Source organism: Aeoliella mucimassa (genome assembly GCF_007748035.1).
Taxonomy (GTDB): domain Bacteria; phylum Planctomycetota; class Planctomycetia; order Pirellulales; family Lacipirellulaceae; genus Aeoliella; species Aeoliella mucimassa.
Window position 1 is genome coordinate 1,680,783 of record NZ_CP036278.1, and the last position, 13,127, is coordinate 1,693,909.

The 13,127-nt window shown below is 59.5% G+C and carries 10 protein-coding genes; all 10 read right to left on the minus strand.

Annotated features, from left to right (window positions below; genetic code table 11):
- Positions 1 to 24: 24 nt before the first annotated feature.
- Positions 25 to 1,941 (minus strand): 1-deoxy-D-xylulose-5-phosphate synthase, encoded by a 1,917-nt coding sequence (gene dxs / locus Pan181_RS06740; RefSeq protein ID WP_145246100.1) that lies wholly within the window; start codon positions 1,939 to 1,941, stop codon positions 25 to 27.
- A 61-nt stretch (positions 1,942 to 2,002) separates the two neighbouring features.
- Complete coding sequence (locus tag Pan181_RS06745) at positions 2,003 to 2,902, minus strand: polyprenyl synthetase family protein (RefSeq protein WP_231943773.1); 900 nt, start codon at positions 2,900 to 2,902, stop codon at positions 2,003 to 2,005.
- 125 nt (positions 2,903 to 3,027) lie between these two features.
- A complete protein-coding gene (gene xseB / locus Pan181_RS06750; RefSeq protein ID WP_145246101.1) occupies positions 3,028 to 3,372 on the minus strand; it encodes an exodeoxyribonuclease VII small subunit in 345 nt (114 codons plus the stop codon).
- Positions 3,373 to 3,392: 20 nt separating this feature from the next.
- Entirely contained in the window at positions 3,393 to 4,637 is a 1,245-nt protein-coding gene (gene xseA, locus Pan181_RS06755) for an exodeoxyribonuclease VII large subunit (RefSeq protein WP_145246102.1), read from the minus strand.
- 87 nt (positions 4,638 to 4,724) lie between these two features.
- Positions 4,725 to 5,480 (minus strand): lysophospholipid acyltransferase family protein, encoded by a 756-nt coding sequence (locus Pan181_RS06760; protein ID WP_197528992.1) that lies wholly within the window; start codon positions 5,478 to 5,480, stop codon positions 4,725 to 4,727.
- A gap of 51 nt (positions 5,481 to 5,531) precedes the next feature.
- Positions 5,532 to 6,377, minus strand: a complete 846-nt coding sequence (gene dapF, locus Pan181_RS06765; RefSeq protein ID WP_145246104.1) for a diaminopimelate epimerase — start codon at positions 6,375 to 6,377, stop codon at positions 5,532 to 5,534.
- Positions 6,378 to 6,527: 150 nt separating this feature from the next.
- Positions 6,528 to 6,872 carry a hypothetical protein gene (locus Pan181_RS06770; RefSeq protein WP_145246105.1) on the minus strand — a complete coding sequence of 115 codons (345 nt, stop codon included), beginning with the start codon at positions 6,870 to 6,872 and terminating at the stop codon, positions 6,528 to 6,530.
- A 127-nt stretch (positions 6,873 to 6,999) separates the two neighbouring features.
- Positions 7,000 to 10,263, minus strand: coding sequence for an AsmA-like C-terminal region-containing protein (locus tag Pan181_RS06775; protein WP_145246106.1), 3,264 nt, complete (start codon positions 10,261 to 10,263; stop codon positions 7,000 to 7,002).
- 109 nt (positions 10,264 to 10,372) lie between these two features.
- Positions 10,373 to 11,794: an SBBP repeat-containing protein gene (locus Pan181_RS06780; protein WP_145246107.1), complete on the minus strand. Its 1,422-nt coding sequence runs from the start codon at positions 11,792 to 11,794 to the stop codon at positions 10,373 to 10,375.
- A gap of 99 nt (positions 11,795 to 11,893) precedes the next feature.
- Entirely contained in the window at positions 11,894 to 13,018 is a 1,125-nt protein-coding gene (locus Pan181_RS06785; protein WP_145246108.1) for an SBBP repeat-containing protein, read from the minus strand.
- Between the last annotated feature and the right edge of the window lie 109 nt (positions 13,019 to 13,127).

A 13,127-nucleotide genomic window follows, 5' to 3' on the forward strand; every position in this document is an offset into this window, starting at 1 on the left:
GATTTTTGGCCACGCAGTGCAAATTTAAACCGTGTGTCGGCTCTCTACCGCTGAGCGGCACGATTGGGCGATGCCCGCCGCGTCGAGCCCGAGTTGAGCCATGAGTTCTTCGCGTTCCCCATGTTCGACAAACTTGTCGGGAATACCCAGACGATGCAAATGAGCTGTTTCGGCACCAGCAGCGTTAGCCATTTCGAGTACCGCGCTACCGAATCCACAGGCCAAAGCTCCTTCTTCCACGGTGAGCACCACCGGGTTTTCGTTGAGCGCCCGCAGCAAGGTCGCCTGGTCGAGCGGCTTGATGAATCTAGCGTTGACGACGCCGAAGTCGAGTCCTTCCTCGTCGAGCACTGCTGCGGCTTCCAGGCAGTCGGCAAGTGTCGAGCCGCATGCAACCAAGGTTCCATCGCGTCCCCACCGCAGGATCTCGCTCTGGCCGAGTTCGACTGGTGCGCGAGGTTCGCCATCGGTCCGCGCCACGGTGACCGCTTTGTCCTTCGGGTAACGCACGCCACACGGGCTGGTGTGTTCGAGGGAGAAATCGAGCATCGCAGTCAGGTCGTGTTCGTCGCCGGGGGCCATGAGCACCATGTTCGGGAACAGACGCAGGTAGCCAATATCGAACACTCCATGATGTGTAGGACCATCGGGGCCAGAGAGACCACCACGGTCCATCATGAATGTTACCGGAAGGTCCTGCAGAGCGACTTCCTGGAACACGTGATCGAACGCGCGTTGCAGGAAGGTGCTGTAGATGTCGACAATCGGCCGCAGGCCGACCTTGGCTTGCCCCGCGGCGAACGCGACCGTGTGGGCTTCGCAAATGCCGGTGTCGAAGAACCGATCGGGGAACTCCTCGCGAACCGGCTCCAGTTTGTTGCCTTGGCACATCGCCGCAGTCATGACGGTCACTCGCTCGTCGCGGCGCATCGCAGCGGCAATCGCATCGCGGGCGACGTTCGTATAGCTGCGAGTCGACGAGCGGTGCATTTCGAGCACTTCGTTTTCGCGACGCTTAAACTGCGGCGGAGCGTGGAAAAGCACCGGATCTTCGGCCGCGGGGCGGAAGCCATGGCCTTTTTCAGTGACCACGTGTAGCAGGATAGGGCCATCGAGTTTCTTTGCCAGTCGCAGGTACTTGCGCAACAGGGCGATGTTATGGCCATCGATCGGGCCGAAGTAACGCATGCCCAGTTCTTCGAAGAACATGCCACCGCTCAGGCCGGCCTTGGCTGCTTCTTTCACTTGTATTAAGAACCGCTCAACGGGATCACCAAGCAGCGGGACGTTCGACAGCAGTTTGGCGACTTCCTCTTTGAGACCAACGTAGTTGCGATTCATTCGCACGCGGTCCAAGTAGTCGGCCATGCCGCCGACCGGCGGGCAGATCGACATCTCGTTGTCGTTGAGGATCACCATCAACCGCCGGCCATCGCGTTTCGAGTTGTTGATGGCCTCGTAAACCACGCCTGAGGGGAAGGCTCCGTCGCCGATCACTGCGACGCTCCAGCGTTCGTCGTCGGGACGGGCGATGTGGTCGCCGCTGGCCAGGCCCATGGCGGTCGAGACACTCGACCCCGCGTGCCCGGTGCAGAACAAGTCGTAGTCGCTCTCCGTAGGATTCGGATAGCCCATCAGCCCACCAAGGGTGCGGATGGTCTCGAACTCCTCGTATCGTCCGGTGAGCAGCTTGTGCGGGTAGATCTGATGACCGGTATCCCAAATCAGGCGATGATGAAGGAAGTCGAAGGTTTGATGCAGTGCAATGGCTAGTTCCACAACCCCTAGGTTCGACGCAAAGTGAGCACTCCGCGACGAAATCAAGTTGCACAGCACGTCGCGAATCTCGTTCGCTAGCCGTTCGAGTTCGGGCAGCGAGAGTTTCTCTAACTCGCGAGGAGAGCTGAGATTAGGCAGAATAGGGGCGGGTTGCTTGGTCATGCTTTGCTGAATAGGGGAAGCGGAGCACCTTCCAGTCAGTCCGCTGCGGCGAGTCGTGTGGTTACTTCTTCCGGTCTACTAACATACGTGCTAGCAGTTTTAGTGGTTCAGCCTTTTCGCCCAGCGGGGCAAGGGCGGCGATCGCTTCGTCCACCAGTTGGGCGACAAGTCGGCGGCTTTCGTCGACCCCTACCAGGGTAACATACGTCAGCTTGCCATGCTCGGCGTCTTTACCCAGGCGTTTGCCGACCTGTTGCTCTTGGCCGTGGGCGTCGAGCAGATCGTCGGTGATTTGGAATACCAAGCCGAATCGCCGGCCATATTCCGCCAGGGCTGTACGGAAGGTATCGGACGCCTCGGCGGTGAGGGCACCCAGTTCGAGCGACACGAGGATCATGGCGGCCGTTTTGCGATGGTGAATCGCTTCCAGTCGCTCGCGGCTATTGTTCTCGGCAGCACCGGCCAGGTCGTCGGCCTGGCCACCTACGAGCAGCGTCGCCCCAGCGGCTTGTCCCAACGCAGCACACGCCCGAGCGGCCACGCTGGCCGGGGTAAGCTCGGTGGCCAGCACCTCGAAGGCCCGCGCCTGTAGCGCGTCGCCCACCAGGATGGCCGTGGCTTCGTCGAACTTGCGATGGCAGGTCGGCATGCCGCGACGTAGGTCGTCGTCGTCCATCGCAGGAAGATCGTCGTGCACCAGCGAGTAGGCGTGGATCATCTCCACCGCACAGGCGGCGGGCATCGCTCGTTCGATGGTGCCACCGCAAGCCTTGGCCGCGAGCATGGCTAGCAGCGGGCGTAACCGCTTACCGGGAGCCAGCACCGCATAACGCATGGCCTCGCTTAGACGTTCGGGGCAACCAGCGTCGAACCGCAAACGTTGGTCGAGAGCTTGTTCGACCTCCCCACGCATCGAATCCAATTCGGCAAGCAAGTCGGCAGGCGGGGCGGTATCGGACACGGCAATTCGAATCGCGGCTAAGCGGAGGGTGATGATTACAAAGACGGCTAAACGCGTGGGCTTCTCACTCGACGGTGCGGGCAGGATCGCCGCTGCACACTCTCCCCTGGTCCAAGCCTATTATACTAGAACAGGGTGCCGTGGTCGTCCCCGCCGCCGCCGCGACGGCGGGTTCTCGCCTGTTTTTTTGCCTCGAGGCTCTCGTGCTGCTCGTCCTCAAATGGCACGGTCACCGGGTTTCCGGCGGCATCCACTCCCGAAAGCAACTCGATTCTCCGAGTAGCTTGCTCCAATTGGGCATGGCATTGTTTTAGGTGGGCGATGCCTTGTTCATAACGCTCGAGGGCGTCGCCAAGCCCCAACTCGCCTGTTTCCAGGTCGCCGACGATGGTTTCCAACTCGGCCAGCGACTCTTCAAACGTCAGAGTCGATTCTTCCGAGGGTTTGCGTTTGACTTTTTTCTTGGCCATGTGTGCTGACTTCCGTTTGCTTACTCATCGACCGAGTCGATGGTGCTGGTTACCTGTCCATGTTCGAGTCGTGTGACCAGTCGATCTCCCACAGCGACGTCGTCAGACGATCGGACGACTCGACCCGACTCGGCGTGCTGCGTCACACTGTATCCGCGACTGAGCACCGCCAGCGGACTGAGCGATTCGAGCTTGCCGCTAAGCGTGGCCAGTTGATGACGGTTGTTAGTGGTGATACTCGTGACCGCGCGACGTGCGCGAGCGTCGAGTTCGTCCACGCGACGTGCGCGGTCGAGCACCGATGTATGCGGGTTGGCAAACACTCGCCGGGCGGCTAGCGAATCGATCCGCTGCTTGCCCAAGGTCACTTGTCGCCGAATGGAGTTATGAAGCCGATCGCCAAAGCGAGTGAGCTGCGCGATCACCTCATCGGACGAAGGAACCACCCGCTCGGCCGCTTCGCTCGGAGTTAGTGCCCGCACGTCGGCCGCCAGGTCGCTGAGCGATACATCGATCTCATGCCCAACTGCGCTGACCGTCGGGATGTTCGATGCCGCGATCGCTCGCACAACAGGCTCTTCGTTAAACGCCCATAAGTCTTCCAGGCTGCCACCCCCGCGGCCGACAACCAGCACGTCGAGCGGGGGATCGAGCTGGTTTGCCATGCGAATGCCAGCGGCAATCTCTTCGGCGGCTCCGTCGCCTTGCACGCGAGCGGGTATCACCAGCACTTCGATGCCAGCCCAACGTCGTCGCAACACTTCCAGGAAGTCGCGAATCGCGGCACCTGTGGGACTCGTCACGAAACCGATGCGGCGGGGGAAGCGGGGGAGCGGGCGTTTGCGCTGCGGATCGAACAGCCCTTCGGCGGCTAGCTTCTCTTTGAGCTGACGTAGCGCAAGCTCCAGAGCTCCCACGCCTTGCGGATGGGCTTGGTCGATCACCAGTTGGTAACTGCCACGCGGGGCGTAGAGGTCAAGATGCCCGTGACAAACAAGTTCGACCCCATCGGCCAACTTGAAGGGGAACTTACTGGCGGTGCCGCGCCAGATGACCGCGCGAATCTGTGCTTTGTCGTCCTTGAGCGTCAGGTAGCAATGGCCCGACTGCGGCCGGGCGAAGTTCGACACTTCGCCGGCGACCCACACGCTGGTAAAGCTTTCCTCGACCACCCCTTTGATCTGAGCGGTGAGCTGACTGACCGACATGGCGGACTGGTCGCTCGTACCCAGCGGTGCGTCTTGGTGGGAGGAAGCTGCAGGCATGCGGTCGACAGGGGGCAGGTTGCTGGGTGGTGGACGGGAATGCGGTATTCTGGCAGGAAATTGCCAGACGCACACCCCCCGCTGGCATTAGGCGGCGCGACGCTCGACGAGCATAGGAATCGTGGGTTCGTTCACCACAGTCGGTTCCAGCGGCCAGGTGGGCTGGCAGAACGCGGCTTCCTCGCCCTCGCGGCGAACTCCGCTCTCGGCCCAAAGGGTGGCTTCTTCGGTGAGTTCGGTCATGAACGACTCGACCGCTTCGCGATATTGCTTTGTCTGCTCGCGGTCGATCCCTGCTGGGATAAGAATCGGAGGACCCACGATCGCCCGAGCGCGGCTGAAGGGTTTGGGGACCGCAAAGCGATCCCAGCTGTTGAAACGCCAGGGACGATCGTAGCCGAACCCCATGGCAATGAGTGGCAAACCGGTACGCGAGGCAAGGTAAATCGGGCCGTCGGCCATCTTCCGGCGGGGGCCGCGGGGGCCATCTGGCGTGATGGTCAGGTGCTGCCCGCCGCTCAGTCGCATGAGTTGCTTCAATGCGTCTTGGCCACCTCGGCCAGTGGAACCACGCACGGTGCCGAATCCACTCAAACGGGCGACAACCGCCAGGATGTCGGCATCACGGTGCCGGCTTAGCAGCATCGACAGGTTGCTATGGCCCCGTAGGTGCAACGGAAACAGGATGTTCTCATGCCAGAAAATATAAATGCCTGGCTGCGAAGCACGAATCGGATCGAGCGAGCGATCGTAGTACAGCACGCGATAGTCCAGCGTACCCATCCACGCGTGAATCGCACGCGTGGTCAGAAATCCCAGGAGTCCAGTTCCAAACGTTCGCATGGAGGATGAGTCCCTGCAAGCACCAATACCGATCATTAGCCGGCGGATCCTTTACTCGCCAGCGGGAAACCACTCGCCGCTAAACACTTCAACGGCTGGACCTGTCATATACACATGATTGTCGGTTTCGTTCCACTCCAATTCGAGCCGACCTCCTAGTAAATCGATTTCCACGCAACGTTCGGTCCGCCCAGTGAGTACGCCGGCCACGCATACCGCACTGGCACCGGTGCCGCATGCTAGCGTTTCGCCGCTGCCGCGTTCCCAGGTGCGTTGGCGGAGTTGGGTGCGGCTGATTTGCTCGACAAACTCCACGTTCACCCGATTGGGGAAGGCGGGATCGTGCTCGATCTGAGGCCCAACGCCGAACACGAGGTCGTCGCTAGCATGGGCGACGAAAATAACACAGTGCGGATTTCCCATCGATACCGCGGTAACGCGATACAGGTTGCCATCGCATTCGAGCGGGGCCTCAACTACTTGCTTACCCCCCAATCGCGTGGGGATCTGTGCGGCCTCGAGCACTGGCTCGCCCATATCAACGCGCACCCGGTCGACCTTACCGCCGTTGGTGGAGAGCTCGAGCGTCAGCACGTTTCCGCCCGATTCGATGGTGAGCGTCTCTTTCTTGGCCAGTCCATGGTCGTACATGTACTTGGCGACGCAGCGGATGCCGTTGCCGCACATTTCGCTGTACGAACCATCCGCGTTGTACATCCGCATCTCGGCGTCCGCCCGCTCGCTGGGGCAGATGAGAATCAGACCGTCGCCGCCGATGCCAAAGTGCCTGTCGGCCGCTGCAATGGCGAGTTGCTCGATGTTGCTCGGTAAGTCTTGGCGGAAGCAATCGACGTACACATAGTCGTTGCCGGCGCCGTGCATTTTGGTGAATCGCATGGTCGATGTCGCAGTAGAGCAGTGGAAAGGTCGTGGCAACCGCGCAGGCGGTTGGCACTCCGACGCGCAACAAGTATTAGACCAATTTCGCAGCCTATTTTCTACAACCGGTTAGGTGGTTGGTCGACTGCTGTACTGCGGCTTCGTGCCTTAGCCCATTAGGTCCAACCGTCCCCCCGACTGCCCGGTAGGGTCGATGCTCTTCGGTAGCTCGGCGGCAGGCGTGGGCTCGTGCGTGTCGACCTGCTCCGCGTGCTGTTCGGAGGGGAGGTCGTCTTCCCACATGCGGCGGCCATCGGCATCGCGATCGCCCGCTCCTTGGTCCTCTTCCGTGGTACCGATGCCCGAGGCTTTCTCCGACCGGTCCGCAGCGTCGGTGCCACGTTCGCTGGCAGCGTTGGCCTGCTGGGCTCTTTCGGTTTCCGAACCACGTGTTTGCGACAGCGGTGCACCTGCCGCGCTTCCTTGAACGCCACCGAATGATCCAATGCTCATTGTGGTATCGAAGGGCTGAGGGTTGGAGGAAAGGGCAGCCATCGGGTGGCTGAACAGTAAGCATCTCCCTATGCAAACTTAGCTTGCGGTAGGGATACTGACTGTCGGCCTTCGGTGGCTTACGGCTTTATCGAGTCCAAAACCCTCGCTGCGTGGGTGGGGTTGCGACGTTTTCTCCTCCGAGTTGCTCCATCAATTCGTTCACCGCAGGCAACGGGGCACGTTCTACTTGGGCATTTTCAGCGGGGCCAGTCACTTTTATCAACAACAAATTCGCACTCGCCTGACCAATCATCGAGCGTAACAGGGGAATATTAAAGTCGTTTCGGCCGACCGTGGAGTAGAACTTCAGGTCGAGTTGGCGATCGAACGTCGTGGTGCCTTGGCCGTACAGGCTCAAGGCGTCGCCCAACAAGCTAAGCTCACTAAACCGGATGAGCTGGCCATCGATCTTGAACTGGGCGTCGATGCCGTTGAAGGCTGTCTTGTCGGGCACGCGGTTCCGCAGCACCTTGAGCATACGAGCCATCACTGGTAGTTCGTAGAGCTGAGCATCACGCACAGTAACCCGCCCGCCGCCCCGCAGGAGATCAAGACTTCGCCCCATACCTTGCAACGTCGCCTGGCCCGACATCGTGCCCGACAGCTCTACCGAACCGCCCAGGTAATCGGTCGAGAGTCGCTGTAGGTCGCAATCGTCGAGATCGAAGTTGAACGTGTAGAACTTGCCAGTTTCCATCGGCACGTGCGAGTCGAAGGCCAGCTTGCCGCCATACAGATTGGCTTCGATGCGCTGCAGTTGACTGGTGCGGCCAGTTAGCTGGTTGATGCGTTCTTCGGCGCCGCGACCTAGCCAGCACTCGTAGGCGTCGACATACAGTGGCCCTCGCACTTGGGTGAACTGCATGTTGTTCCAGAACACACTATCGAGTTCCAAACGACCCGTGGTAAATCGCAAACTTCCTTCGTGATGACCTGCCAGGTGCACGATGCCGGTCACGCTTCGCAGTGGCAGGCCTAACTCAAGATTGTTCTGCTGCAGGCCGAGTGACACTTTCCAGTCGCTCGTAACCTGGGTGGAACCTGCCGATTCGCGAGAGAAGCGAAGGATGCCGTTGTGAATGGAAAAAGTGCCGCTCGGTTTTAGGTAATCCATGACCTTACCAATGCTCGAAGCGGCCGCTTCCTTGAGTTCGTAGTTGGCCGAGAGCCGGTCGACATTCAGGTTGCGGAACTCAAGCTGCCATCCCCCTTTGTCGTTCGGAACCCAAGAACCATCGGTCTCGAACATGGTTTGCCCATGCTGACCACGCAATCCGTTGAAGGTGACCGTGTTGTTGATCACCACGAAGCTGCCTTGCAGTTTCTCAAGCCGATAGGGGAACGCTTGTGGCTCGATGAACACCAGGTTGTCGATCGGTTGGATCTCGAGGTAGATGTTCGGAGCCGAGTCGGTTTGCAGGCGATGCGCAATGCGGGCGACGAAGTTCACCCGCCCGCTCAGGGGATTCACCGCTCGCCAGGCGTCCTGGTGGGCCGGTGGAAGCGAGTGCAGCAGCGTATCGTCGAGCGGCAACTGCTCCCCTTCGAACCTCAATTGCAATACGTAGAGTCCATCGGGTTGCTTGCTGCAGGTACCGCTAGCTTGCACAACCATCGGCGTATCGGGTTGCTTGCTCACCAGATTCGTGAACGACCAATCGCCATCCGACTCGTGGGCGGTGCCTTCGATGTGATCGAGTGGGTAGCGAAACTTCTCGAACCGTACTCGGGCGTCGTGGAATGTGAGATCGGTCGTAGTATGAGGCTCGCCAATCGGTTGATCGCGTTCGTACTTCCAGTCAATAGAGATATGACCTTCGACGCCAAGGCTGTCGACGATGCGTCGCACCTTGTGTTCGGCTGGATCGATCGCATCGACCAGGCTGTCGGTAATCGGAATGCGTTTGGCCGACACTGCCAGCCACCCCAGTGGTTTGGGGGCATCGTCGCTCGGCGCACACTGGCCAGGGCAGGCGAATCCAGTGAAACGCCCGTTGAGCGTGACCGGTTTCAGGTCGAGCAGGGCAGTGAGGTTCTGGATTTCCATCGCGGGGCCGCTGCCATCGTTCTTGTCGGTGACGACCAGCTTCCCCTTGCCTTCGGTAAGGCGGTAATTGAATTTCTCGCGATCGATGAACGATACCTTCTGACAATCGACCGTCACATTGGGTATCCACTGCTTGCCATCGAACTGACCAGCGATCTCGGCCGAAACCAAACCTCGTGGTTCGAATCGGTGCCAGGCCTCGAGGGCGGAATCGGGAAGCAGCTTTTCGAAGTTGCTGTCGATCGTGAGTTGTTCGGCTCTCGCCCGAAACGCCATTTGGGCGTTGGGACTCCAGCCGCGTCGATCGACCGCTAGCGACAGGGAGGCTTCACCAAGGTTGGCCGACGCCTGCACAATCCGCAACTGCGTGTTCGAGGCGGTGCCCTGGCCGGTAATGTTGGTCACCGGGCGCGGCACGCCAGCCAGTACGACTCGGGCGCCGATCAGCTGATAGTCGACATTCCAGGTCGGCGGTTGGTTCGGTTCCACCCGCCCACTGATGTTCAGATTGGCTTTGCCGCTGACCTCGCTCACGCGGGCGAGCTGCGGAACGTGTTGTCGCAGCGAGTTGGCCGCCGTGGAGCCAAGGTCGAGCCCATCGATCTTGATACTTCCTTCCACGATGCCTGCTCCGGTGTCGGCAGTCGAGTCGAACGTGAACGACTCAGCCAGTTCGCCACCTACGGAACCGGTAATGCGGAACGTTCGCTGCGTGGGGTCGTCGGGAGAGTACTCCATGCAGCGACAGCCGAGGCTTACCTCGCGCAGCGTGACTGGCGAGCACTCTCCGTTGCAGTTGTCGGTTAGGGTGACGATCGCGCCGACTAGTTCGATGTCGGCCGGCTTGCCACCCATCGACGGCGGAGGGAACAGTCGCGAGAGGTTCCACTGACCATCGGTTGCGCGAACCGCTTCGATGCGAGCGGAGCGGATGCGGATGCGTTCGACACGCGACTGACCAGCGAGTAGCGATTCGGTATCGAACGGACCGAGTAGCTGCATCTCCGGCACTTCGGCGATGGCGATCGTGTGACCAAAGCGATCGCGATCGCTGATCACCAGGTCACGGAGCACCACGCCGCGCCCGGTTTCGAAGTGAGCCGAGCCGAGCTTGACGTCGAGTTCGCTGTAGTGATCGGCCAGCAGATTCTCAGCGTAACGTCGTACTTCGTCGTCGAGTCGCAAGTAAAGATACCCGCCGACCAGTAGCGCAATGGCCAGCATCGTGAAGATGCTCCACTTGAACACGAACCAGCAGCTATTAATCAGTCGAGCGAAAATGGCGAGCGATTCCTTGCGCAAGGTATCAAGTCCGTCGGCGCAGGCGCTTCTTGCGCCCCACCGTATTTGGGCGCGAGATAGTAGAAGCTGCCCCCTGATGGGGTCAAGGGAGAAGCCAGGGTGCTAGCAGTTATTTGTCGGCGGACCGCAAGCGTCGCATGCGATGCACTCCGATAACTGCTAGCATGACCGACGCACAGAGCAGCCCTGTCGAGGGCTCGGGAACGCTGGTAGGTCCCGTGAGATGCATCACGAACGCATCCTCGCTGGGCAGCTGGTTGCCTTCGAAATCGCCCCAGGTCGTGCCGACCACATAGAGTCCCCCCGCTGGATCGGCTGAGATCTCATTGGCGTACTGATAATTGCTGTCGCCATACTGCTGGGCGACGACCAGTTCACCGTCGGGGGTGAATTCCAGCACCACCACATCGCCTGCAGTGGTATGGTCCAACGAAAAATCGCCTTTCGATTGCCCCGCAATAAGCAGGTTGCCTTCGAGATTCATCGTCATCGCCAGGGCGTAATCCTCATCGTCGAAACCAGAGTAAGGAGGATCGCTTGACGATACACTTCGCGACCAGACTTGATTGCCAGCAGCATCGAACTTCAGTAGGAAAAGCCCCTGACGCTCGATCTGAGTGCTGCTCTCAATATAGGCGGAGTAAGTAAGATAGGAGTTGCCCGAAGCGTCGGTAACCACATCGATGCCAGAGCCAAGTTCGAGGGTCAAGGCGTTGGGGTCGGGCACATACTCCCACACTAACTGGCCGCTGGAGTCGTACTTATTGAGGAAGGGCAGGGTGCCATCCTCGGTACGACCGGCCAGAAAACTGTTGCCCGCGTGGTCGGTGGTTACCGCCAAACCTGAATCTTCATAGATGTTGTCCTTCTCGACTCTCCATTGCAGTTCACCATTTGGGTTGAACTTCGCCAGCATTGCCGCTCTTCCATACTCATCAAGCATTTGTGGCGCCGTGCTGCCAGCAACAAAGTAGTTGCCATCCAGGTCGGCCGCCCCGTCGGTTACGCCTTCATACTCGCTGCCGCCAAACTGTCGGGTCCAGATAAGATTACCTGACAAATCGAACTTCGACACGAATCCATCTTGGAAGCCATCAGCATAAGTCCCAGCATTGGCAAAGTCGCCTTCGGTATTGCCTCCCACATAGAGGTAGTCGGAATACTTGGTGATGTTAGACGCAAAGTCTCCAAATTCGGTCCCATAACTGACCATCCAATCGACGTTGCCCGAACGGTCGAGCTTGCCGACCATGGCCTCGTACGAACCATCTACGGTCCAGCCAGCAAAGTAGGCACCGTCGGTAGTCGCTTGTACGCCTTGGATGTTCGTCCTGCCTGGTAGATTCGTGAGGTGAACCCAGTCCAAGGGATACTGATCGTGGGAAACCAACGGACCTTTGTGGTCGACAGGTACCTCGACCACTGGTGGATCGAAGGCAGCTGCCTCGCTGGCCAGGGACATGAAAACTGCCAACGCCGAGAACGCAGCTGGCATGAGAGAGGTTAGGGCCTCGAGTTGCCATCGCTTCATGAGACAGGATCCGATGCTGAGTATCTTGATAGTGTTGTCAGTAATTGTCGGAGAGGATGATGCAGCCACCTTGTTCAGCAAGATTGCTGCATCCGTTTATTAGCGGCGGCGACTCCAGCCGAAACCAAGTCCAGCAACTACACACACGAAGCAAAGTAGGTTAGTCGATGGCTCCGGCACTTGGCCATTCAGGTGCATCACGAATCCGGAAGCTCCGAAGGCCGATTGACCGAGGAACGAGGAATCGGCAAGCCCTGCCAGGTAAACGCCACCTTGGCCATCGGCGGCGACCCTCAAGCCAAGCTGGTAGTCAAAGTCTCCGTATTGTTCGGCCACGAGCAAGTCGCCATTGGGGGAGAATCGCAGCAGGTAGACGTCGCCAACCGTATCGACGTCGGAGGCCACGTTGCCGGTGGTTTGCCCGGTGAGCAGAGTGTTGCCATGCTCATCGAGATCGAGCGACCAGCCTTGGGCTTCGTTCGGAAGTGGGCTAAAGGGATACTCTTCGGTAACAAGCGAACGGGACCAAACTGGTTGGCCAAGCTCGTCAAGTTTTATCAGGAATGTCCCCTTCGGATAGTTCACCGGCGATTCAATTCCATCGGAAGTGCCCGTCAGGTAGACGTTACCTGCCGAGTCGGCGACTACATCGAGACCCGTGAACGCATTGGCTTCCAGCCGCAGCGGTTCTTGATCCGAAACGTATTGCCAGCCCAACTCGCCTGCCGAATTGTACTTGTTCACGTAGGCATGGCCGTTGACGAATCCAGCCAGATAGCTGTTGCCGTTGCTGTCGGTGTCGACCGCCCGCCCCCAGTCGGTGTCACTGAAATCGGTCTGCACTACCCAGTCGAGATCGCCGGTCGGCGAGTACTTGGCAAGGAACGAATCGTCGCCGCTCGGAGTGCCTGCGATATCGCCCGAAGTGTAACCCGCGACGAAGTAGTTGCCGTCTAGATCCACGGCGCCGTCATAGACGAAGTCGGTATCGGTCGACCCAAATTGTCTGGTCCAAATCGGTGTGCCCGTGCTATCGAGTTTCATCACAAAGGCGTCTTGATCTCCCGGTACGGATGAAATACTTCCGGCCAGGTCGCCAGTGGTAGTACCCGAGACGTAGACCGCTTGGCCACCGAACTGTTGGACGTCGAGCGCCGAGTCGACGCGGCTAGTGCCGAACTGGTAGGTCCATAGGGCATTGCCTGCGGAGTCGAGTTGTCCCACGAACGCATCCGAGTTGCCATAATGAGTGCTGCCCAGAAGGCCATCGGTGTTCCCCGCGAAGTAGGTACCGTTGTCGGTGGGGGCCAGTCCGTTGATCGACGAAGAGTTT

Coding starts and splice junctions, on each gene's coding strand:
- dxs (WP_145246100.1), bottom strand. CDS start 1,941: ATGACCAAGCAACCCGCCCCTATTCTGCCTAATCTCAGCTCTCCTCGC.
- xseB (WP_145246101.1), bottom strand. CDS start 3,372: ATGGCCAAGAAAAAAGTCAAACGCAAACCCTCGGAAGAATCGACTCTG.
- xseA (WP_145246102.1), bottom strand. CDS start 4,637: ATGCCTGCAGCTTCCTCCCACCAAGACGCACCGCTGGGTACGAGCGAC.
- Pan181_RS06760 (WP_197528992.1), bottom strand. CDS start 5,480: ATGCGAACGTTTGGAACTGGACTCCTGGGATTTCTGACCACGCGTGCG.
- dapF (WP_145246104.1), bottom strand. CDS start 6,377: ATGCGATTCACCAAAATGCACGGCGCCGGCAACGACTATGTGTACGTC.
- Pan181_RS06770 (WP_145246105.1), bottom strand. CDS start 6,872: ATGAGCATTGGATCATTCGGTGGCGTTCAAGGAAGCGCGGCAGGTGCA.
- Pan181_RS06780 (WP_145246107.1), bottom strand. CDS start 11,794: ATGAAGCGATGGCAACTCGAGGCCCTAACCTCTCTCATGCCAGCTGCG.